The sequence below is a fragment of the Paenarthrobacter nicotinovorans genome (assembly GCF_021919345.1).
In the GTDB taxonomy this organism is placed as follows: domain Bacteria; phylum Actinomycetota; class Actinomycetes; order Actinomycetales; family Micrococcaceae; genus Arthrobacter; species Arthrobacter nicotinovorans.
On sequence record NZ_CP089293.1, the window covers coordinates 430,364 to 452,800 of the forward strand.

Annotated in this window: 19 protein-coding genes; 10 read left to right on the top strand and 9 right to left on the bottom strand. The window is 63.6% G+C overall.

Going from position 1 to position 22,437, the window contains the following annotated elements; all coding sequences use genetic code 11:
* Positions 1–31: 31 nt before the first annotated feature.
* The 6 genes from fdhA to purU all read right to left on the bottom strand — a co-directional run bounded on the left by fdhA (position 32) and on the right by purU (position 8,855).
* Entirely contained in the window at positions 32–1,249 is a 1,218-nt protein-coding gene (gene fdhA / locus JMY29_RS02200; RefSeq protein ID WP_018779503.1) for a formaldehyde dehydrogenase, glutathione-independent, read from the bottom strand.
* A 159-nt stretch (positions 1,250–1,408) separates the two neighbouring features.
* Positions 1,409–3,727, bottom strand: coding sequence for an FdhF/YdeP family oxidoreductase (locus tag JMY29_RS02205; protein WP_189076719.1), 2,319 nt, complete (start codon positions 3,725–3,727; stop codon positions 1,409–1,411).
* Positions 3,728–3,738: 11 nt separating this feature from the next.
* Positions 3,739–4,626, bottom strand: coding sequence for a bifunctional 5,10-methylenetetrahydrofolate dehydrogenase/5,10-methenyltetrahydrofolate cyclohydrolase (locus tag JMY29_RS02210; RefSeq protein WP_189076718.1), 888 nt, complete (start codon positions 4,624–4,626; stop codon positions 3,739–3,741).
* A complete protein-coding gene (locus JMY29_RS02215; protein ID WP_189076717.1) occupies positions 4,623–5,249 on the bottom strand; it encodes a cyclodeaminase/cyclohydrolase family protein in 627 nt (208 codons plus the stop codon). Before JMY29_RS02215 ends, JMY29_RS02210 begins: the two co-directional genes overlap by 4 nt.
* Positions 5,250–5,396: 147 nt before the next feature.
* Positions 5,397–7,889: a GcvT family protein gene (locus tag JMY29_RS02220; RefSeq protein ID WP_189076716.1), complete on the bottom strand. Its 2,493-nt coding sequence runs from the start codon at positions 7,887–7,889 to the stop codon at positions 5,397–5,399.
* Between the two features lie 48 nt (positions 7,890–7,937).
* The gene (gene purU, locus JMY29_RS02225; RefSeq protein WP_018779498.1) at positions 7,938–8,855 is read right to left on the bottom strand and encodes a formyltetrahydrofolate deformylase; all 918 of its coding nucleotides are present in this window, start codon (positions 8,853–8,855) and stop codon (positions 7,938–7,940) included.
* 131 nt (positions 8,856–8,986) lie between these two features.
* Here purU and JMY29_RS02230 point away from each other — a divergent pair, with 131 nt between their 5' ends.
* The 3 genes from JMY29_RS02230 to JMY29_RS02240 all read left to right on the top strand — a co-directional run bounded on the left by JMY29_RS02230 (position 8,987) and on the right by JMY29_RS02240 (position 10,972).
* Positions 8,987–9,667: a GntR family transcriptional regulator gene (locus JMY29_RS02230; RefSeq protein ID WP_189076715.1), complete on the top strand. Its 681-nt coding sequence runs from the start codon at positions 8,987–8,989 to the stop codon at positions 9,665–9,667.
* A 225-nt stretch (positions 9,668–9,892) separates the two neighbouring features.
* Complete coding sequence (gene pdxS, locus JMY29_RS02235) at positions 9,893–10,741, top strand: pyridoxal 5'-phosphate synthase lyase subunit PdxS (RefSeq protein ID WP_233461153.1); 849 nt, start codon at positions 9,893–9,895, stop codon at positions 10,739–10,741.
* A 15-nt stretch (positions 10,742–10,756) separates the two neighbouring features.
* The gene (locus JMY29_RS02240) at positions 10,757–10,972 is read left to right on the top strand and encodes a hypothetical protein (RefSeq protein WP_229778699.1); all 216 of its coding nucleotides are present in this window, start codon (positions 10,757–10,759) and stop codon (positions 10,970–10,972) included.
* A 44-nt stretch (positions 10,973–11,016) separates the two neighbouring features.
* Here JMY29_RS02240 and JMY29_RS02245 read toward each other — a convergent pair whose 3' ends face one another.
* A complete protein-coding gene (locus JMY29_RS02245) occupies positions 11,017–11,949 on the bottom strand; it encodes a LysR family transcriptional regulator (protein ID WP_064723497.1) in 933 nt (310 codons plus the stop codon).
* Positions 11,950–12,118: 169 nt separating this feature from the next.
* Here JMY29_RS02245 and JMY29_RS02250 point away from each other — a divergent pair, with 169 nt between their 5' ends.
* Complete coding sequence (locus JMY29_RS02250) at positions 12,119–13,423, top strand: aromatic ring-hydroxylating oxygenase subunit alpha (protein WP_018779493.1); 1,305 nt, start codon at positions 12,119–12,121, stop codon at positions 13,421–13,423.
* On the top strand, positions 13,420–14,835 hold the full coding sequence (locus tag JMY29_RS02255; protein WP_189076714.1) for a ferredoxin reductase: 1,416 nt from the start codon (positions 13,420–13,422) through the stop codon (positions 14,833–14,835). Before JMY29_RS02250 ends, JMY29_RS02255 begins: the two co-directional genes overlap by 4 nt.
* A gap of 3 nt (positions 14,836–14,838) precedes the next feature.
* Here the strand turns inward: JMY29_RS02255 and JMY29_RS02260 are convergent, their stop codons facing one another.
* The gene (locus JMY29_RS02260) at positions 14,839–16,104 is read right to left on the bottom strand and encodes a helix-turn-helix domain-containing protein (protein WP_189076713.1); all 1,266 of its coding nucleotides are present in this window, start codon (positions 16,102–16,104) and stop codon (positions 14,839–14,841) included.
* A gap of 150 nt (positions 16,105–16,254) precedes the next feature.
* On the opposite strand from JMY29_RS02260, the gene hxlB reads away from it, so the two are divergent.
* Together hxlB and hxlA are read left to right on the top strand one after the other, a co-directional pair.
* Positions 16,255–16,845 (top strand): 6-phospho-3-hexuloisomerase, encoded by a 591-nt coding sequence (gene hxlB, locus JMY29_RS02265; RefSeq protein ID WP_189076712.1) that lies wholly within the window; start codon positions 16,255–16,257, stop codon positions 16,843–16,845.
* Between the two features lie 51 nt (positions 16,846–16,896).
* Positions 16,897–17,520 carry a 3-hexulose-6-phosphate synthase gene (hxlA, locus tag JMY29_RS02270; RefSeq protein WP_018779489.1) on the top strand — a complete coding sequence of 208 codons (624 nt, stop codon included), beginning with the start codon at positions 16,897–16,899 and terminating at the stop codon, positions 17,518–17,520.
* A 13-nt stretch (positions 17,521–17,533) separates the two neighbouring features.
* Here hxlA and JMY29_RS02275 read toward each other — a convergent pair whose 3' ends face one another.
* A complete protein-coding gene (locus JMY29_RS02275; RefSeq protein ID WP_018779488.1) occupies positions 17,534–19,690 on the bottom strand; it encodes an amylo-alpha-1,6-glucosidase in 2,157 nt (718 codons plus the stop codon).
* A 283-nt stretch (positions 19,691–19,973) separates the two neighbouring features.
* On the opposite strand from JMY29_RS02275, the gene JMY29_RS02280 reads away from it, so the two are divergent.
* The 3 genes from JMY29_RS02280 (at position 19,974) to JMY29_RS02290 (ending at position 22,418) form a co-directional block, all read left to right on the top strand.
* Positions 19,974–20,315 carry a hypothetical protein gene (locus JMY29_RS02280; RefSeq protein ID WP_026267411.1) on the top strand — a complete coding sequence of 114 codons (342 nt, stop codon included), beginning with the start codon at positions 19,974–19,976 and terminating at the stop codon, positions 20,313–20,315.
* Positions 20,316–20,404: 89 nt separating this feature from the next.
* Positions 20,405–21,796 (top strand): cryptochrome/photolyase family protein, encoded by a 1,392-nt coding sequence (locus JMY29_RS02285; protein ID WP_189076711.1) that lies wholly within the window; start codon positions 20,405–20,407, stop codon positions 21,794–21,796.
* Between the two features lie 43 nt (positions 21,797–21,839).
* Positions 21,840–22,418: a hypothetical protein gene (locus JMY29_RS02290; RefSeq protein WP_229778698.1), complete on the top strand. Its 579-nt coding sequence runs from the start codon at positions 21,840–21,842 to the stop codon at positions 22,416–22,418.
* Positions 22,419–22,437 lie beyond the last annotated feature (19 nt).

A 22,437-nucleotide genomic window follows, 5' to 3' on the forward strand; every position in this document is an offset into this window, starting at 1 on the left:
ATTACTGCCGCGCAGTCCCCGGTAGCTGTTGTCAGGCCTTCACGTAGCCGTTGGGGTTCAGTACGAACTTGGTTGCGGCTCCGGCGTCGAATTCGGCGTAGCCGCGGGGCGCGTCTTCGAGCGGGATGGCCTGGGCGTTGACCGCCTTGGCGATCTGGACCTTGTCGTGGAGGATGGCCATCATCAACTGGCGGTTGTACTTCATCACGGGGCATTGACCGGTGGTGAAGGACAAGGACTTGGCCCAGCCCGTCCCCAACGACAGGGAGAGCGAACCGTGCTTGGCGGCGTCGTCGATTCCGCCCGGATCGCCGGTCACGTAGAGGCCCGGGATGCCCAGGGCGCCGCCGGCCGCGGTGATGTCCATGAGTGAGTTCAGCACGGTGGCCGGGGCTTCGTGCGAGGCGTCCTTTCCGTGTCCCCGGGCTTCGAAGCCCACAGCGTCAACGCCGCAGTCCACTTCGGGAACGCCCAGGATCTGCTCGATCTGGTCCTTGGGATCGCCTTGGGAGACGTTGACGGTTTCGCAGCCGAAGGATCGGGCCTGGGCCAGGCGGTCCTCGTTCATGTCGCCCACAATCACGACGGCGGCCCCCAGCAGTTGGGCGCCGACCGCGGCAGCGATGCCCACGGGACCGGCACCGGCAACGTACACGGTGGACCCGACGCCGACACCGGCTGTGACTGCGCCGTGGAAGCCGGTGGGGAAAATGTCCGAGAGCATGGTCAGGTCCATGATCTTCTCCAGGGCCTGGTCCCGGTCCGGGAAGCGCAGGAGGTTCCAGTCCGCGTACGGGACCAGGACATACTCCGCCTGTCCGCCGACCCAGCCTCCCATGTCCACGTAGCCGTAGGCGCTGCCGGGGCGGTCGGGGTTGACGTTGAGGCAGATGCCGGTCTTCTGTTCCTTGCAGTTCCGGCAGCGGCCACAGGAGATGTTGAACGGTACCGAGACGATGTCACCTACCTTGATGAATTCGACGTCGGGTCCCACCTCCACCACTTCACCGGTGATTTCGTGGCCAAGGACAAGGTTCTGCGGTGCGGTGGTGCGTCCGCGGACCATGTGCTGGTCCGAACCGCAGATGTTGGTGGTCACTGTCCGCAGGATGGCCCCGTGCGGGACCTTCCTGCCGACGTTGGCCGGGTTGACGCCCGGTCCGTCCTTGAGTTCAAACGTTGGGTAGTCGGTGTCGATGATTTCGACGACACCGGGTTCCTTGTAGGCGACTGCTCTGTTTCCTGACATGGTTACTCCCTGTTCCTTGCTGTTGTTGAACTGAGCTGTCCAACGGTCCGAAAGCGGTGCTTCGATGAGGAATACCTCCCCAGGTTTCAGGCCACCGAAGCACCATTCACGGACAGTTGGACATATCGATAAACGGACAAATGGACAGTTGTGGTGCGGCTAGGCCTTTTCCAGCCGGATGATCACGGACTTCGAGGTCGGGGTGCCGCTGGTGTCGGCGACGGAATCCAGCGGCACCAGGACGTTGGTTTCGGGGTAGTACGCGGCGGCGCAGCCTTTCGGCGTCGAATAGGAAACGATGCGGAAGTTTTCGGCCCGTCGCTCTGTCCCGTGGAACTCTGAGACCAGGTGGACCATGTCCCCATCGGCAAAGCCGAGCTCGCTGATGTCCCCTGCGTTGATCAGCACCACCCGACGCCCGCCGTGGATGCCGCGGTACCGGTCGTCCTTGCCGTAAATGGTGGTGTTGTACTGGTCGTGGGAGCGCAGGGTTTGGAGGACCAGCTTGCCCGGCGGGACTTTGATGAACTCCAGTTCATTGCCCGTGAAGTGCGCTTTCCCGGAGGCCGTGTCGAACTTCCTGGCGTCGCGGGGCGGGTGGGGCAGCACGAAGCCGCCGGGATGCTGGATCCGGGCTTCGAAGTCTTCGAAACCGTCGAAGACCGCCTCGATGTGTTTCCTGATCAGGGTGTAGTCGTCCCTCATGGCGAGCCAGGAAGCCCTGGGGGTGTTGGGCAAGCGCTGGTACCCGTCGGTGAAAAGCTTGTCCGCGAGGTTGCAGACGATCGCGACTTCGGAGTGGAGGTGCTCGCTTGCAGGCTTCAGGCGGCCACGTGAGGCGTGGACGGCACTCATGGAATCTTCCACGGTGACCCGCTGGTCACCGGTTCGCTGGGTGTCCTTTTCGGTGCGGCCGAGGGTCGGCAGGATCAGTGCCCGCCGGCCGGTGGACAGGTGCGAGTGGTTCAGCTTGGTGGAGATCTGGACGGTCAACCGGGTGTTGGCCAAGGCGTGCTCGGTGACCTCGGAGTCGGGGGCGGCCCGCACGAAATTGCCGCCCATTCCCATGAAGAAACGGACTTTCCCGTCCCGCATGGCACGGATGGCCGCAACAGTGTCATAGCCGTGGTCCCGGGGCGACCGGAATTCGAATTCCTGGTCCAGTCGGTCGTGGAATGCTTCCGGCATCTTCTCAAAGATGCCCATGGTGCGGTCGCCCTGGACATTCGAGTGGCCACGCACAGGGCAGACGCCGGCGCCGGGCTTGCCGATGTTTCCTTGGAGCAGCAGGACGTTCACCACGTCGCGGAGCGTGGGCACGGAGTGCTTGTGCTGCGTCAGGCCCATGGCCCAGCAGACAATGGTGGCGCTGGAAGCCAGAAGCCGTTCACCGGTGGCGTGGATCTGTTCCAGGGTGAGCCCCGTTGCCTCCACGATGTCATCCCATTCCACCTTCTCCAGAAAACGGAGATAGTCGTCGATGCCCACGGTGTGGTCATTGATGAACGCGTGGTCAAGAACGGTTTCCAGGCCCGGGGTCTTGCGGCCCTCGGCTTCGGCTTCCAGGAGGTATTTACCCAGGCCCTGGAAGAGAGCCTGGTCGCCACCGGCACGGATCTGCAGGAAATCGTCCGTCAGCTGCGTTCCTTGGATCATTCCTGCCACATGCTGCGGGTTTTCGAAGTGCAGGAGTCCGGCTTCGGGAAGTGGATTGACGGACACGATGACCGCACCGTTCTTCTTGGCCTTCTCCAGCGCACTGAGCATGCGAGGGTGGTTGGTTCCGGGATTTTGCCCGGCGACGAAGATCAGCGACGCCGTTTCCAGATCGGTGAGGCTGACGGAGCCTTTACCGATACCGATCGTTTCCACCAAGGCGGAACCGGAGGATTCGTGGCACATGTTGGAACAGTCGGGCAGGTTGTTCGTGCCGATTCCGCGGACCAGGAGCTGATATACGAAAGCTGCTTCGTTGGACGTCCGGCCCGAGGTGTAGAACACCGCTTGGTCCGGGCTTTCCAGCTCCCTGAGTTCCCGGGCCATCAGCTCGTAAGCGTCGTCCCAGTCGATCGGGGTGTAGTGGGTGGCTCCTTCTTCAAGGACCATGGGATGCGTCAGGCGCCCCTGTTGGCCCAGCCAGTAGTCGTCGCGGGTCTTCAGTTCTTCCACTGAGTACTTGGCGAAGAATTCGGGAGTGACGCGCCGGCGGGTGGCTTCCTCAGCAACGGCTTTGGCGCCGTTCTCGCAGAACTCCGCCGCGTTCCGCTTTTCATGTTCGGGCCAGGCACAGCCCATGCAGTCGAAACCGTCCAGCTGGTTTACGGCGAGCAGGGTCTGGACGCTGCGCACCGGACCCATCTGTTCCAGCGAGATTTTCAACGCGTTGGCGACGGCCGGGATGCCCACCGCCTTGGTTTTGGGTTTGGTGACGGTCAGCTTTGACTCATCAATATTTCCGTCGGGGGCTTTGGTAGCCATGAGGTTTCCCTTCAGATCCGGGCGGAGGAGGTGGCGGTGGCCAATTGGGCCGGCTCCTGCTGCCGTGCGGCTTCAACCGTGTGCAGGAGCAACAGGGCTGTGGTGACTGAGCCTACGCCGCCGGGCACCGGGGTCAACCCGGCCGCGATACCGGTGACGCTCGCCTCGTCAACGTCCCCCACCAGTGAGCCGTCGGGCAGGACGTTGGTTCCGACGTCGACCACTACCGTCTCCGGTGAGATGTGGCTGCCTTTAAGCAGGCCCGTCCTGCCGGCGGCAACAACCACGACGTCGGCCGGCAGGGTATAGCGCTCCAGCGGCCCCGACCTGGAATGGCAGATGGTGACAGTCGCGTCCCGCTCCAGGAGGAGCAAGGCCAGCGGCTTGCCCACTACTGCGGATCGTCCGACGACGGCCACGTTGCGTCCCGCGACGGGCACATCAAAGTGGTCCAGCAGTTCCACCACGGCTTGCGCTGTTGCGGGGGCGAAGGCGGGTTGGCCTACAGCCAAGCGGCCGAGGCTGAGGGGATTGGCGCCGTCGATGTCCTTTTCCGGGGCGATGAGGCCCACCAGCGAATCAGCCTTTACGCCCACCGGCAACGGCGTCTGCAGGATGATTCCGTTGACCGAAGGTTCAGTGCTGAGATCCCCGAGGACGCTTGCCAATACCTGCTCGGTGGCCTCGGGTCCCAGGTCCACGATCCTGCAACCGATGCCCAGCCGTTCGGCTGCACGTTCGATGGAGCGGACGTACCAAAGCGTCGACTCGTCATCGGTGGCAACCACCACGGCCAGGACGGGATGGCGCCCGCTGTTCTCCAGGGCGCGGGCTTCTTCCCCGGCGCGCTGTTGAATGAGGGTTGCCAGCTGCTTGCCGGAAAGCACTTGGGTGTTCACGAGAGGATCCTTTCGCGGACGCGCTTGACCAGGGAATCGGCTGCGAGGACCACTTTGTCCTCAAGTCCGTCCGTCTGCCCTGCCAGGCGGCTGCGGGCGGCGCTGTCCTTGATGGCCACGACATTGATGTCGATGTTCACGCGCGCTGTCGTGGCGGCAGCGCGGGCGGCATCTGCAGCCGCGGCGACATCGCTGATGACGTTGGGGTTTGCCGCATCCAGGAGATCGGTGGCGAGGCTGACGACCTCACCGGCGACCCGGATGAGTTGCGCGGGAGTTTGGGCTGCCTGGACCAGGGCATCCTGGATGGCTGCGCTGCGGGCACTCTTGAGTTCGTCCGTGTCCGACGGGAGTTTGTAGGAGTCAATGACAGCCTGGAAGGCGTGCTCATCGGCGTCGGCCAGGCGCAAGGCTTCCACTACAAGGTGGTCGGCGGCGCTGGTGATCCGGGCTACGAGCGCGGCATGCTGCTCAAACTTCGCGCCTGTGGTGTACCGGGCCACCATGGCAACCAATGCGGCTCCTTGTGCCGCGTGCAGCGCAGCGGCAGCACCGCCGCCCGGTGTGGGCTGGCGGGAGGCCAGCCTGGAGAGGTAGTTATTGATGGTTTCAGAGCTGATCATGTGCCGTCCTGGCTGAACTGGGTAAGACGCTGAACTGGATGTGAAGGCCGGAAACAGCGGCCCGGACCCTGGTCTGTCGGGAGAGGGGAAGGGCCCGGGCCGCATGTCCTGGCTTCCGGGTCGTTGACGGACCCGCAGTGCGCGGGGTCAGCCGCGTAGCCGGCTCATGGTGGGGTCGTACAGCGGATCCTCGGTGACCGTTGCCTGGATGCGGCGGCCGAAGTACTCGATCTCTACGGAGTCTCCCAGCGAGACGGCTGCCGGCAGGTAGGCGTACGCGATCGGCTTGCGGACCGAGTAACCGTAGGCGGCGCTGGTGACATAACCCACCGCCTGGTCCTTATAAAACACCGGTTCCTTGCCCAGCACCAGGCTCCTGCCGTCGTCGACCGTCAAGCAGCGCAGGCGGCGGGCCGAGCTTTCCTCGCTGCGTCCTTCCAGAGCCGCCTTACCGACGAAGTTCTCTTTGGTCATCTTCACGGCGAAGCCGAGGCCCGCTTCGTAGGGGTCGTGTTCGGTGGTCATGTCCGAGCCCCAGGAGCGGTAGCCCTTTTCGAGTCGCAGTGAGCTGAAGGCGGCACGGCCGGCGGCGATCACGCCGAACGGCTGGCCGGCCTTCCACAGGGCATCCCAAAGGCGCTGGCCGTTGTCTGCGCTGGTGTAGAGCTCCCAACCGAGTTCGCCGACGTAGGACAAGCGCATCGCGGTCACCGTGACCCCGCCGATGGTGACCTTCTTGGCGCGGAAGTACTTCAGGCCATCGTTGCTGAAGTCGTCGTTGCTGACGGTGCTGATGAGGTCGCGGGCAAGAGGGCCCCACAAGCCGATGCAGCAGGTGCCGCCGGTGGTGTCGCGGACCTGGACCCAGTCGCCTGCGCTGCCGTTTTCGGTCTGGTGGCGGGCCGCGCGCTCAAAGTAGGCGGTGTCGATGTTGCCGTTGGCGCCCAGCTGGAAGGTGTCTTCGCTCAGGCGTGCCACCGTGATGTCGCTTCGGATTCCACCGGCTTCGTCCAGGAGCAGGGTGTAGGTAACGGCGCCGGGCTTCTTGGCGAGATCGCCGGTGGTCAGTTCCTGCAGGAGCTTCAAGGCGCCGGGGCCGGAAACTTCCAGGCGCTTCAGCGGCGTCATGTCGTACATGGCAACTGCCGTGCGGGTCTTCCACGCCTCCGCCGCAGCGATGGGGGAGCTGAACATCCCGGACCAGGCGTCACGGGCCGGCGGCTGCCACTCGTCCGGCATTTCCTTCAGCAACTCGGCGTTCGCTTCGAACCAGTAGGGGCGTTCCCAACCGGCACCTTCCAGGAAGTAGCCGCCCAGCTGCTTGTGGCGGGCGTGGAAGGGGCTGACGCGAAGGTTGCGGGGGGACAGCTTGGGCTGGAGCGGGTGCAGGACGTCGTAGATCTCCACGAAGTTCTGCTGGGACGTTTCGCTGACATACTCGGGCGTCAGCTGGACCTCTTCGAAGCGGTGGATGTCGCAGTCGCCAAGGTCGATCTTCGACTTTCCGTCCACCAGCAGCTCTGCCACGGCGCGGGCGATGCCGGCGGAGTGGGTAACCCACACGGCCTCGGCTACGAAGAAGCCATCCACTTCCTTGGACTCGCCCACCAGGGAGCCGCCGTCCGGGGTGAAGGAGAAGATGCCGTTGAAGCCGTCCTCGATCTCGCTTTCACGCAGTGCCGGGAGGATCTGCTTGGTAGCTTCCCACGCGGGAAGGAAGTCTTCCAGGGTGAAGTCCAGGCGGGAAGGCATGTTGTGTTCGCTGATGCTGCTGGGCTCGTAGCTGCCCAGTTCGTCCAGGTCCACGGGCATGGGGCGGTGCGCGTAGGAGCCGATGCCGTAGCGTTCGCCGTGCTCGCGGTAGTAAAGGTCCTGGTCCTGGTGGCGCAGGATGGGCAGCTGTGCACCGTTGGGCAGTTCGTTCTTGCCCTTCTGTGCAGGGACCGGTGTGGTCTTGACGTACTGGTGGGCCAGCGGCAGGAGCGGGACGGACATCCCGATCAGCTCGCCTACCTTGGCGCCCCAGAAGCCGGCGCAGGAAACCACAATGTCCGCGGGGATCACGCCGTCGGCGGTCTCGACGCCGGTGACGCGGCGGTTGGACTGCTCGATCCCGGTCACCTCGGTGTTGCCGATGTACTTGACGCCGGCGGCCTCGGTGCGCTTGATGAGCAGCTGGACCGCGCGGGCGGCCAGGGCCAGGCCATCCGTGGGAACATGCAGGCCTCCGAGGATGTCTTCCTCGTTGATGAGGGGGTACAGCGCCTTGCACTCTTCGCGGGAGAGGATCTTGCCGTCGATGCCCCACGACTGCGCGTAACCCAGCTTGCGCTTGAGGTCCGCCAGACGGGTTTCCGTGGTGGCTACTTCAAGGCCGCCCACCTGGTTGAAGCAGCTTTGGCCGTCCTCGGTCAGCGAGAGGAGTTTTTCCACCGTGTATTTGGCGAACAACGCCATGGACTTTGAAGGGTTGGTCTGGAACACCAGCCCCGGTGCATGCGAGGTGGAACCGCCGGGCATGTTCAGGGGGCCCTGATCCAGGACGGTGATGTTGTTCCAGCCACGGGTGACCAGTTCGTCGGCGAGATTGGTGCCGACGATCCCGGCTCCGATGATGACAATGCGGGGCGTGGATGCCATGAAAATTCTCCTGCGGAAGTTCGTGTGGGGCGGGCTTGAACGGGCTGGTTAGCGGAAGACGACCGTGCTGGTCCGGTCCAGGAGGACGCGGTGTTCGCAGTGCCAGCGGACGGCACGGGAAAGTGCCAGTGCTTCTGCGTCCTGGCCCACAGTGGAAAGCGCGTTGGGGCCGTAGCTGTGGTCCACGCGGATGACTTCCTGCTCGATGATCGGGCCCTCGTCCAGGTCGGCGGTGACGTAGTGGGCGGTAGCACCCACCTGCTTCACGCCGCGGTCGTAGGCCTGGTGGTAGGGGCGGGCACCCTTGAAGCCGGGGAGGAAGGAATGGTGGATGTTGATCGCGCGTCCTTCCAGCTTGCGGCACAGGTCGTTCGAAAGGACCTGCATGTAGCGGGCCAGGACCACGAGGTCGGCCTTGTATTCGTCCACAAGTTCCAGGAGCTTTTGCTCCGCCTCGGCCTTGGTGTCCGGGGTTACGGGGATGTGGATGAAGGGCAGCCCGGCTGCCTCGGCCATGGCGCGGTGGGTCTCATGGTTGGAGACGACGGCGACGAGCTCGCCGCCGAGGCTGCCTCCGCGCCAGCGGAAGATGAGGTCGTTGAGGCAGTGGCCAAACTTGGAGACCATCACCAGGACGCGTTGCTTGGTCTGGTCGTGGAAGCTGAATTTCATATCGAAGCGGTCCGCGATGGAACGGAACTCATCCTCCAGCTGATCCGGGGAGTAGCTCTGGCCGCCGGAGAAGGCAGTGCGCAGGTGCAATGTCTGGCGCAGGCTGTCATCGAACTGCTGGTGCTCTTCGATGTTGAAGCCGCGCTCGAAGAGGAAAGTGGTGACTGCCTGCACGATGCCCGGCTGTTCGACGCACGACAGTGTGAGTACGAACTTCTGCGCCTGCTCGTCCTTGAGCTGGCCGCGTTCTGCCGGAAGGGTGCTGAGGTGTGAGTCTGAAGCCACGAGGGTCATGTGTCCTCCTTAGGTGTTTGCCTAGATATATTCCTGAAATACGAACTGATATATTAGGATTGGAAATCAGCGTATACTGGTGTCCGGGGCAGGTCAATAGATTTCCCGGTTTTGAAGAAGGAGCTCACGCTGTGGCTACTGGAACTCTCGCAAGCATTGGCGACGCCACCAGGAAATCACTGGCCGACGTGGCCTACGAACGGCTGCGCGACCGCTTGTTGATGCTTGAAATCAAGCCAGGGGACATCCTTAATGACGAACAGCTCGCCAAGGAGCTGGAAGTGGGGCGGACTCCCGTCCGTGAAGCTTTGAAACGGCTGGAGCTGGATCGGCTGGTGATTACCTACCCCCGGCGCGGAACGTTCGCCACCCGCGTGGAGGTAACCGACCTCGCCTTCATCTCCGAAATCCGCGCCCAGCTTGAACCGCTTGCCGCGGCCCGCGCAGCGCGGGTGGCTTCAGCTGCCACCAGGGAACATCTGCGGAACGTGATGCGGGCCGTGGAGGACTTCGATGTCAGCGCGGCGTCCGTGGTGGAAACCCTGCGTCTTGACGCGAGCGTGCATCAGGGCATCTATTCGGCTGCAGCGAATCCGCACCTGGAGGACGTGCTGATCCGCTATGACAATCTGGCCACGCGGATCTGGTGCATGGTACTTGACAGGCTTCCGGACCTCGAGCACCACGTCCGCGAGCACCTGGATCTTCTGCGGGCTGTGATTGACGGCAACGAAGAAGCGGCCGCCGAACTCGCCCGTCTCCATGTCAGCGGATTTGAGCAAGCTGTTCGTCAGGCGCTGTTCGCCGCCTAAGGGCGTCCGCCGCCAAAGTGGTTGACTCGGCGACGGGTCACTTGCATACTGGACTTCTTACTAATATATCACTCGGATATTAGGCGCGGCCTACACCCTGGCCCATCCTGGTCCTGTGCTCGTGATGCAATCACGGCCCCCACGTCCCTGGAGTACCACGTGACTACACGACACCCTCTTTTCGAACACATTCCGCTCACGGGCAGCAGCCGCGTCAAGCGGGGCATGGCGGAGATGCTCAAGGGCGGCGTCATCATGGACGTCGTTAACGTCGAGCAGGCCCGCATCGCCGAGGACGCCGGTGCCGTGGCTGTCATGGCGCTTGAGCGCGTTCCGGCTGATATCCGCGCCCAGGGCGGCGTGTCCCGCATGTCCGATCCGGACATGATCGATCAGATCATCGCTGCCGTGTCCATCCCGGTCATGGCCAAGGCCCGTATCGGCCACTTCGTCGAAGCCCAGGTCCTGCAGTCCCTCGGTGTTGACTACATCGATGAGTCCGAGGTCCTGACTCCGGCGGACTACATCAACCACATCGATAAATGGAACTTCACCGTCCCGTTCGTCTGTGGTGCCACCAACCTCGGTGAGGCTTTGCGCCGCATCAACGAGGGCGCGGCCATGATCCGTTCCAAGGGCGAAGCCGGTACCGGCGATGTTTCCAACGCCACCGGTCACATGCGCAAGATCCGCTCCGAGATCGCCAAGCTCGCCGCCCTTCCCGAGGACGAGCTGTATGTTGCGGCCAAGGAGCTGCAGGCCCCGTACGAACTGGTCAAGGAAATTGCCGCTACGGGCAAGCTTCCGGTGGTGTTGTTCACTGCCGGTGGCATCGCGACCCCGGCTGATGCTGCGATGATGATGCAGCTCGGCGCCGATGGCGTGTTCGTCGGTTCCGGTATCTTCAAGTCCGGCAACCCGGCAGAGCGTGCCGCCGCCGTCGTGAACGCTACTGCCTACTACGACGATCCTGACGTTATTGCCAAGGTCTCCCGCGGCCTGGGCGAAGCGATGGTCGGCATCAACGTCGACGACATCCCGCAGCCCCACCGCCTCGCAGAACGCGGCTGGTAGGCCGGGGTGCTGGACGTGAGGCCGGTGAGGACGGCGGACGGCCGGGGACTGCGGATGGATTGGGCCAAGCTGACCGGCCACACCGTGGAGGTGTGGCTTTTCGACGACCACGTCATGACGGGCGTGGTGGAGCAGGCGGCGGATGACGACTCCGTCTTGTGGATCGCCGCCGCGGGAGCCGACACCCGGCGGCTCTTTGACAAGTCCACCGGCTACCAGGTCTGGGCTTAGTCGGAGCGCTGTTGCCGGCCGGGCCGGTTTTGTTGCCGTGGGGCTCAGAGATCGTCTTCGGGCCGCGCCGCCAGAATCCGTTTGGCGCTGGCCTGCAGGATGCCCAGTGACTCCTGGATCAGGGGCGAGGCGATGCTGCCCCTGCGGACCGCTGCGACAATGCGGCGCGCAGGTCTCCCCTTGCCCGTAATGCGCAGCCGCACTACGTTCTCCGCGCTGTGCAGTGGCGCCAGCCGGGGCAGCAGGCCTACGCCAAGCCCGGCCCCTACGAATGCGATCTGGGTCTCCCATTCAACTGCCTCATGCGCGATCCGCGGCGTCACTCCCACTGCCGTAAATGCTGCGGTGAACAAGGAATGGTAGGTGGACCCCGCTGCCTCCGTGATCCACGGCTCCGACGCCAGTTCCTCAAGCGTCACCGTCTGCCGTGAAGCCAGGGGATGGTCCGCGGGAATGATGACGTCCAGTGGATCGTCCAGCAGGACCGTCTGCTCGAAGCGGGGATCGTCCTCGCCGTAGGTGTCGGACTGCATCGCCACAATGACGGCGAGGTCGATGCGTTCAGCCACAAGCAGGTCGAAGCAACGTGATGGATTTGCCTCCAGCACCTGCACCTCCAGCAGGGGCCGCGTGGAGCGCAGCGTTGCGGCCAGTGGCGCGAGAAGCTGCGCGGCCGCCGTCGAGAATCCGCCCAGGCCGAAATGTGACTGCACCTGGTCGCCGGCCTCCATTGCCGCGGCTCTCAGGCTCTCCCATTCGGCGATAAGGCTGTCCGAACCCGCCACGAGGAAGCGTCCTGTGGCGGTCAGCCGCACGCCCCGGCCGTCCTTGGTCAGCAGTTGCATGCCGAGGACGCGCTGGAGCTCGCGCAGCTGCGCCGAGACGGCGGAAGGGGAATATCCCGTGAGCTCGGCCGTCGCCCCCACGGTGCCACATCGGGCAAACACCCGAAGTGTTATCAACCTCTGATCGATCATGGACCAATCATGCACCCATTGCGCATGGTTATCTCCTAAATATTGCGCTTTTGTTGCAGTGCATTCGTCCCTAATCTCGTACTACGAAGACTTCGATAACGCCGCTTGCGACGATGCACCCGCGGCCCCCAAGATCCCCCAACTTACCCAGCCTCCCGGGAGGAAACCCATGACTGCTCAAGTGAACGTGCCCCTGAATTCGCGCGGAAAACTCGCCTCAACATTGCCTGCCGAGCAGCTGGCCGAGATCAGTGCCCTGTTCGAGTTCCGGCGCACCGGCTACTCCTTGGACGCCCCCTTCTACACCGATCCCACGATCTTCAAGATCGACATGGAAGCCATCTTCGGTGCGCACTGGATCTTTGCCGGAAGCGTCGCCGAACTGCCGGAACCGGGTGACTACATCACGGTGGACTACGGCCCGTACTCCCTGATCGTCCTGCGCAACGACGACGGCGACGTCAACGTCCTGCACAACGTCTGCCGCCACCGCGGTGCCCGGGTGCTGACCGAAGCCGCAGGCTCCACCGGAAACCTGGTGTGCGGCTACCACTCCTGGACCTACTCGCCCGAGGGCAACCTGATCCACGCCTCGGCACCGGGGGAGACGAAGTTCGACAAGAACTGCTTCGCCCTCAAGCGCGCCCACAGCCGTGTCGTCGCGGGGCTCATTTTCGTCTGCATCGCGAGCGAGCCGCCGGCCGACTTCGATGAAACCTCAAAGATCTTCGAGCCCTACCTCGCGCCCCACGATCTGGCGAAGACAAAAATCGCCTACCAGCAGAACATCATCGAAGAGGGCAACTGGAAGCTCGTCATGGAGAACAACCGTGAGTGCTACCACTGCGATGGGCACCCGGAACTCGCCTGCTCCCTCTTCCCCACGTGGGGACTCACCGAGGGCCTGATTCCGGCCCACCTTGAGGAAGTCTGGGACCGCAACAAGGAAGCCCAGTCCTCCCTCGAGGAGCGCTGCCGCCGCTATGGCCTCCCCTACGAGGTAGTGGAGGAACTCGACACGCGCATCGCCGGCATCCGCATCTCCCGCGAATCCCTGGACGGTGAAGGCGAATCGTTCTCGCCCGACGGGCGCAGGCTTTCCAAGAAGCTCCTGGGCGATCTGCGCGACTTCCGCCTCGGCCGCTGCTCCATGCACCTGCAGCCCAACAGCTGGTTCCACTTCCAGAGCGACCACGTCATCACGTTCGGCGTCTTCCCCATCAACGAACACCAGTCGCTGGTCCGCACCACCTGGCTGGTGGCTGACGACGCCGTGGAAGGCGTCGACTACGACCTGGAAAAACTCACCTACACCTGGAAGCAGACGAACCTGCAGGACAAGGCGTTCGTTGAGCTGTGCCAGACGGGTGCCGGCAGCCCCGCCTACGAGCCCGGCCCCTACATGAAGAGCGAATACCAGGTGGAGGCATTCATCAATTGGTACGTCCAGCGCGTGCAGGAGCACTTGGCATGATTGAACTCCTCACTGAAACGGCAATCCGGGAGCCGCAGCGCATCCGGGGTCTTGAGATGCCGTGGAACCGGGTGATGGGCAGCAGCGAGGCACCCGCGCGTGCCGCACGTGCCCTGGGTCCCTGGCATCCGCAGGAGTTCATGGCCGAATGTGTCGAGACTGTTCCCGAGGCCGGCGGAATGATGACCTTCGTCTTCCGCCGTTGCGACGGGGCGCCCCTGGCGTTCCGTGCCGGCCAGTATGTCAACATCGCTTTTCCGGTAAACGGCGAGGACCAGGACCCGGTGGACCGCAGCTACTCGCTGTCCAGTTCGCCCACGGAGCCCTGGACCTTCAACATCACTGTCAAGAGCGATCCCACGGGCCTTGTGTCGCCATGGGTTCATGAGAACGTCAAGCCCGGCACTGTGCTGGACATGCTCGGACCGGTGGGGGCTTTCCACCTGCCCGACGCCGACCGGCGCGCCAGGTACCTCCTGTTGGCCGCCGGTGCCGGCATCACCCCCATCATGTCGATGGTGCGGACCATCCACTCCCTGCCCGGCCATGCCGACGTCGTGGTGCTGTACCACGGAGCGGAGGCCGGCGGCTTCGCGTTCCACCGGGAGCTGGCATACATCGCCTCCGTGGACTCACGCGTCAAGGTCTTCTACTCCCTGGGCGACCGCAGCAAACCGGAAGGATGGGAAGGGTTCAGCGGACGGCTCACAGCGGCCATGCTCGAAGAGGTGGCCCCTGACGCCAACGGCAGGCAGGTCTATGCCTGCGGCCCGGAAGGCTACCTGAACACGGCCACTGAGCTGCTGAAAAAGGTAGGCGTTGACGACACCTCCATCTACATGGAGTTCTTCACCGGTGACCGCCAGACCCTCCTCGAATACCAGGCAGAGCTCGCGCTCGCGGCAGATATTGCGGAGGAAATCGCCGAGGAAATCGCCGATTCCGCCGAGGACTACTACGAAAGCCAACCGGCAGCGTTCGGGCTCTACGAGCCGGGTTACGACGCCGACGGGACTTTGGAAGCCACGGGACTCCCGCTGGAAACCTCCGACCCGGACGCCTCAGGTTCCCAAGCTTCCGACGGCGGTCCAAGCCAGGCGCCCGAGGCTGCAACGCCTGATGCCTCGAGCTTCGAGACCGTCGGAACGGGAAGCCTCACTCTGTCCTTCCTGCGCACCGGCGTCAATGTCCGCATTGACCCCGATGAGCACATCCTGGGCGTGGCCCAGCGGGCCGGTGTCAGGATCGGTGCCAACTGCAAAGAGGGCATGTGCGGTTCCTGCAAGGTGGTCAAGCTTTCCGGCGAGGTGGAAATGAACCACCAGGGCGGAATCCGCTCGCGGGAAATCGACGCCGGCAAGTTCCTGCCCTGCTGCTCCACGGCGCGCACCGATATGGTGATCGACGCCTAGCTGTTACCGGAGTCCCGCACTGTGGGCCAGCGCAATGGCCTCAGTGCGGGACCGGACGTCCAGCTTCCGGAACAGGTTCCGCAGATGGAATTTGACCGTGTTTTCACTGATGTTCAGCTCTGCGGCGATGGCCCGGTTGCGTTGCCCGGCGGCCAATGCCTGAAGAACTTCCAATTCCCTGGTGGCCAGGCCCCACGCCGCGACATCCCCCACGGGCGCTGCCGGCGGGTCCAAGGGAAGCGCCACTGAGATGTCTGCTCCCCACCCGTGCATGACGTCGACGCTCATTTTGCCGTCAAGGGCCTGCACCTTCTGGCGAAGCCGTTCCATGTTCGGGGCATCCGGGGACAGTTCCCCGCGTCCGTCATCCCTGACATTGATCAGCAGGTTTTCCCCGTCGCAGTCCCATTGGGCGCGTACGCGGTGCACATCGGGTTGCTCGGCGATCGCCAGGACCAGGCCCCGGACGACGGCCCTGGCAGCGTGGGCTACCTCTCCGGGCAGGGCACGTCCGTTGGCGGGTGGCTCGATGAACTGGATGTCGATGTTGCTGAAGTGCATCAACGGACGGAGGTCCTCCCGGAGCCTTTGGAAGGCGGTGCTCACAGGTTCTTCCACGAGATCGCTGGTGCGGTCGTTCAGGGTCCTGAGGCCGATCAGTGCCTTGACGGCGAGGTCGGTCACGGAGACCCGGGCCGCGTGATCGTCCAAGGAGTTGGACCGCAGTGCGGCCAGCAGGGTTTCGAGGGTAGTAGAGTGCTGGTCCACCAGCTCCGCGGTTACGCGGATCCGTTCAGCTGATGCTGCCCGGGACTCCAAAAGATACGACGGCGGCGCGTCACTGACCTTCTCCTGGATACGGGCCGCTGTGAGTCCCCAAAGGTAGGAGGCGAGGCGCAGTGGTTCATCGTCTTCCGGCAACTCCGGGTCGGTGAGGACCAGGAGGGCGTTGCTGGGCGGGTAGGTGAAGGCCAGAATGTCGCGCTCCTGCCCCGCAATCCACGCTCGCGTCCGCCACGGCCCTTTCGCCTCCATGGATGCCCGGATCCCATCAAGCTCGGGGATGGAAACGCGGCTGACAATGCCCTCGGCACCCGCCTTTTTCTGGGGCCGGCCCGTGCAGTCTTCCGTGAAAATCACCAAGGCGCTGGAGGGGACCAACGGCGAGAGGGCCGTCCGCAGGCTCTCCGCGATACGCGCGAGGGGCGCTTGGGCGATGTCTTCGATGGCTTTGAGGAGCTGCCAGGGCACGGACGGTTGCTGGGGCATATCCCAAGCGTAGACGAGCAGTTACGTTCTTGCCTACCCGAACGGGTGGCCAGGACTGTCCTTTTTCGGCGTTTCAGCCAACCCTGCCAGTCGGAAGAATAGTTACAAGGTCGGAAGGCCGCTATCAACCACCCACGAACGGAGTGAACCGTGAACGTCTTTGCAGACACCGCGACAGCCACAGCTGAAGACGTAGCCGGCAACGCCTCCCTGATCCTCGCAGAGCTTGGGGGCATTGCTTCCGAACTGGACTACGGCCAGGTTGCCCGCCTTGCAGAGGAAGTTGGCGCAGCGGAGCGCGTCTTCCTGGCCGGAGCCGGCCGGAGCGGGCTGGTGCTCCGAATGGCCGCGATGCGCTTGATGCATCTGGGCCTGACGGTCTACGTAGCCGGCGACACCACAACACCGGCCATCACTGCCGGCGATTTGTTGCTGGTGGCATCCGGTTCCGGGACCACCTCCGGCGTGGTCAAAGCAGCCCAGACAGCACTGGCCGCGGGGGCGCGGGTGGCAGCAGTAACCACCAACCCCTCGTCCGCTGTTGCGGGCTTCGCCGACGCGCTGGTGGTCATTCCCGCCGCGCGGAAGACTGACCACGGCTCCGACCTGTCCCGGCAATACTCGGGCAGCCTCTTTGAACAATCCCTTTTCCTGGTGACGGAGTCGGTTTTCCAAACTCTGTGGGAAGCCACTGCAGAGCCCGCCGAGAAGCTCTGGCTGCGTCACGCAAACCTCGAATAGACCGCAAACCCGTCCTCCAAAGCCACCCCAAACAAAAGAAAGCGATACACCATGAAACTGCAAGTCGCCCTTGACCTCCTCACCATCGAAGATGCCCTGGAACTCGCCGGCAAAGTTGCCGAGCACGTGGACATCATCGAGCTCGGTACCCCGCTGATCAAGGCTGAGGGTCTCGCCGCCGTGACGGCCATCAAGGAAGCCCACCCCAACAAGATCGTGTTTGCCGACATGAAGACCATGGACGCCGGTGAACTCGAAGCGGACATCGCTTTCAAGGCGGGTGCCGATCTTGTGTCCGTCCTGGGAACTGCGGATGACTCCACCATCGCCGGTGCCGTCAAGGCCGCTCAGTCCCACAACAAGGGCATCGTGGTGGACCTCATTGGCGTGGCCGACAAGGTCTCCCGCGCCAAGCAAGCCCGTTCCCTCGGGGCCAGGTTCATCGAATTCCACGCGGGCCTCGACGAGCAGGCACAGCCGGGCTATGACCTGCGCGGACTCCTCAATGCCGGAGAAGAAGCCCGCGTGCCGTTCTCCGTGGCCGGCGGCGTCAACGCATCCACCATTGCGGCCGTGCAGTTGGCAGGTGCCGACGTAGCAGTGGCCGGAAGCGCCATCTACAGTGCCGCTGATCCTGAACTGGCTGCGAAGGAACTCAAAGCAGCCATCCAGTAACAGGCTTCCGTGCCTAGGTTTTGTCGGGAGTCCGGTGGTGAGCCCGCTCAACAAGTTCGGACATCCACGGCCGTTGCCCGTGATGGACCGTGAGGCCGTCGGGGATGCCCTGAACCGTCGCTTCCGTGCCGGAAGCGTCAATGGTGATCCGCCCGCCGCCCATGGGCGCATTGCGGATGTGCAGGTCCCCGAACGACGGCGGCAGCACCGGATCCAGCCAGATGCCGCCCAAGGAGATGTGCGTGTCGTAGCGCAACAGGCTCATGACCAGGTGGATGGGCGTCGTGGCGGCCCACGCCTGGGGTGAGCAAGCCGTGGGATAAGGGACGGGTTCCCGGAATTGCGTGCGGTCGAATCCGCAGAAGAGTTCGGGCAAACGGTCGCCAGAGATCTCGGCGGCTTCAAGCATTGCGGTTGCTATCCGTTGGGCTTCCTCCACGAAGCCATAGCGGAGGAGTCCGGACACGATCAGCGCATTGTCATGGGGCCACACGGAGCCGTTGTGATAGCTGGCGGGGTTGTAGGCGCCCATGTTCCTGGCCAGCGTCCGGACACCCCATCCACTGAACATTTCGGGGGACATCAACCGCTCCACCACCGCAGGGGCCTTGTCTTCGTCAATCAGACCAAACCACAGACAATGGCCCATGTTGGAAGCACAAGCGTCCACGGGCCGCTTGTTGCGGTCCAGCGCCACAGCGTAGTAACCCTTGTCCGGCATCCAGAACTGTTCGTTGAACCGCTTCTTCAGGTCCTCGGCACGTTCCCGCAGGCTTTCCGCCAAAGTGAGGTCGCCGTCGTCGTAGGCCATCCAGGCGCGCGCCACATAGGCGCCGTGCACATACGCCTGGACCTCACACAGCGCCAGGGGCGGTTCAGCGAGGGTGCCGTCCGCAAAATTGATGCCGTCCCAGGAGTCTTTCCAGCCCTGGTTGATGAGTCCGTGCTCGTTGGGCCGCCCGTACTCCACGAAACCGTCGCCGTCACGGTCGCCGTAGGTCCGGATCCATTCCAAGGCGCGGTCCGCGTGGGGGAGCAGGCCCGAGATCGCGTCTTTGCCGAAACCCCAGCGGCTCACCGAGCCAAGGACCACCACAAACAGCGGGGTGGCGTCCACGCTTCCGTAATAAGCGGACTTTCCGCCCAACGCCAGGCCGCCGGAGACGCCCAGCCGGACCTCATGCAGGATCTTCCCGGGTTCTTCTTCGGTGGCGGGATCCACCACCGTGCCCTGGCGGTCGGCCAGCGTTCGCAGGGTGCCCAGGGCCAGGGAGGGGTCCACGGGAAGGGCCATTTCGGACGCCCACAGGGAATCCCGGCCGAACAGCGTCATGAACCACGGGGCGCCGGCGGCCACCACCACCCTTTCGGGGTGGTCCGGATCCTGGATGCGGAGCGCGCCAAGGTCCTCGTAGCTGCGGCGGAGGGTGTCTTCGATTGACCGGTTGCTGAGCTGCACAACGGGGATCCGGGCTACCCAATCCTGCCTGCGCTGATCGCTGGGTGAGAGCCCGACCGGGTCCTGGTGGGTGAAAGCGGCCCCGGCACTTGGTTGCTTTGGCACCACGCTGGCCCGCGTACTCCAGCTCCCGAACGCGGGAATTTTGGCCGTGAAACCCAATGCCCTGGCACCAGCACCGGCGCCGTCGGCCCGTATCAGGACGCTTTTCCGAATGTCCTCCCATTTTCCGCGGATTTCCAGGGAATCACCATCCGGCAGGTGGGTTTCGGTCCATTGCCGCGTGATCCGTGCTTCCTTCACTTCGAAAAGATCAGCGAAATCCGATTCGGCAGAAAGCAGGATGCGGCATTGTGTTGCCTGGTTTGAATAATTCCTAACGGTGATTTCTTCGCGGATTCCGTTTCCTACCTCCCGAAGCCGCTCCACCAACAAGGGGCTGTCGGCGTACCCATCCGGGCGGGGAACCCTGCCGACGAACGACGCCCGGTACGGTTCCCTGGTTTCTGCTGCCAAGGGTTCGATGACTTGTCCGTTGACAGTGAGCTCCCATTTGGAGAGGATCCGGGTGTCCAGATGGAAGACGCCCTGGGGCAATTCGGGGTGGATGTCTCCGTTGGCGGAGGAGATGCAGAAGGATGAGCCTTCCACCAGGGTCACTGTCCCGGCACCAAGGGGTCCGGCTGCTGTATCAGCGTTCCATCCAGCCACGAGACGCTCCTTATCGATCCGCTTGAGCTGCAGCCGATGCCGCCTGTCCGGCCGCTTGTGGAGATGAAGTCGACGCTACGCCGACGGGAGGATCGGCGCCAGATCCCGGCCGCTCTCCACACCCTCTATATGCCTTCCCGGCGCAAGGAAGTGCCGGCCCGTCATCCAGAGTTAATCTCATTTCCTCGTCCGGGAAACCAGAAGGGGTCTATAGTGAGAGAACAGGACATTCGCTGATGCAGCCCGGCGGCCCGCTTTTTCTTCCGACGCCGGAGGCCCCGTAATGACCGACACCCAAATTAGTAGCTTTATCCGCGACTGTGTGGTGTTTGAGGACGACACTGAGAACGGCTTGGAATTTGACACTTTCTACGGCCTGTACATCAGCTGGTGCGTTCTCGGACGAAAAATCCCCATCCCCGACTCCGCCTTCAAGACCGCCCTTGAGCGGGAGGGCCTCAAAACCATCAAGCTGAATGGCCAGCGGATCTACCCTGGCATGAGCATGGTCGGCCCGGCCGCAAGGGACTACGTAGTCAACAGCGTTCCCATGTGGAACGACTCCGCAGCCAGCGCCTATGCACTTTCCGAGGCTGTGGAGGATGCGGTTCCGTCCATCGCCTGATATCACGTCGCTTCTACAGCCCATGCACCTAGGATTTGATAGGGGCATGGGCTGTTTCCATGTCCGGGCTGTCTTCTGAAGGGAAATACGTGAAGCCTTCCATCGTGTGGTTCCGGGATGACCTCAGGGTTGCCGACAACCCGGCCTTGCGGGCCGCCGTCGACGACGGTGCTGCGGTGGCCCTGTACGTCCTTGACGAGGAATCGGAAGGCCTCAGACCTCACGGTGGCGCTTCCCGCTGGTGGCTGCACCATTCGCTGGTGTCCCTTCGCGAGGACCTCGCGGCACTTGGCATCCCCCTGCTTCTGCGGCGCGGCGACGCTGCCTCCGTTGTCCAAAAAACCACGACGGCGCTCGGTGCCTGCGGTTTGTACTGGAACCGGCGCTATGGTGCGGCCGAGCGCACCGTCGACGCCGGGATCAAGGCCTGGGCGGGTGAGGCCGGCCTGCATGTTGCCAGCTTCCAGGCCTCCCTCCTTCATGAACCCTGGGAGGTCACCACCAAGACCGGTGGCCAGTACAAGGTCTTCACGCCTTTCTGGCGGACGGTGTCCGCGCAGGACTTCCGGGAGCCGTTGGCCGTACCGGAAAAGGGCCACGGATTCACCGGCAAGCTTCCGGCTTATGACGAGCTGGATTCCTGGAACCTCCTGCCCGGCAAGCCTGACTGGTCGGGCGGGCTGGCGGAGATGTGGACTCCTGGTGCTGCCGCGGGGCACAAGCGGTTGGCCGCTTTCGTGGCTGACGGTCTCTCCAACTACAGCGAGGGCCGAAACCGTCCGGACACCGATGGCAGCAGCTGCCTCTCGCCCTACCTGCGCTGGGGTGAGCTCAGCCCGTTCGAGGTGTGGCACGCGCTGGGGTCCAAGCGCTCCGAAAGTGCCGGCATTTTCGCCTCGGAGCTGGGGTGGCGGGAGTTTTGCTGGCACCAGTACTTCCACAATCCGCACCTGGCCACAGCCAACCTTCGTTCCGAGTTTGACCGTTTTCCCTGGGCGTGGCCGGGCAGCAATAACGGCAACGGCAAACATCCCGGCCATGAGTCGGCACCCGAGGAGTTCCGCGCCTGGCAGCAGGGCCGCACCGGCTTCCCCATGGTGGACGCGGGCCAGCGCCAGCTGTGGCACTCAGGCTGGATGCACAACCGTGTCCGCATGGTCGCTGCCAGTTTCCTGGTGAAGAACCTTGGTATCCATTGGCAGCTCGGTGAGCAGTGGTTCTGGGACACCCTGGTGGACGCCGATCCGGCGTCGAACCCCGCCAACTGGCAGTGGGTGGCAGGGTCCGGGGCTGACGCCTCGCCGTTCTTCAGGATTTTCAACCCGGAGGCCCAACGCGTGAAGTTCGATCCCCAGGGGAAGTACATTGCCCATTGGATTCCCGAGTTCGGCACTCCCGAATATCCGGAGGAGATCGTTGATCTGAAGACCACCCGGGCCGAAGCGCTGGAGGCTTACAAGGAGATGAGGGAAGTCCACTAAGGGGGTCCCGCAGGTCCCGCAGGCCCGGCTATAGGCTGGGTCCATGTCGACGGAGTCCATCCTGAAGGTCCTCATCATGGCGTTCGCGGCCATGTTCATCGCTGCGGTTGCCTGGTGGGCCCGTAAGCATCCCAACCGGTCCAAGGAGTACCCGGAGCGGGTTCGCATGCCAAAGGTTGTGCCGGGAGTTGGTTGGCTTTTCCTTGTTGTGGGCCTCCTGATGGGACTCGTCGCCTTCACTTCCGACCATGCACGGGACCCTCTGGCCTTCCGTATCGCTTCGGTGGCGATCGTGGTGGGTGGAGTGGTATTCGTACTCATGTACCGCAACTTCTATGTGGCACCCCGCGAGTTTGAGGTGGCTTTCCGCAGTGTTCTCGGCAAAGAGCACATTCTTCACTACAGCGACATTGCGCACTACAGCTTCCAGACCTTGAAGGGGCAGCCGTACCTGACGGTCAAGTCGGTAAACGGCGTCAAGCTCAGCCTGAATATCAGGGCCTACGACATGACACCGCTCTTGCGCGCCATCGACTTTCATCAGGTCACCGGGCACTGGCCCGCCCGGACGGAGGCGGTGGGCGGCGCTGCCGGATCCGAAAAACAGCCCTCTGGAAATTAGTAGGAAGTCCGAGTATATT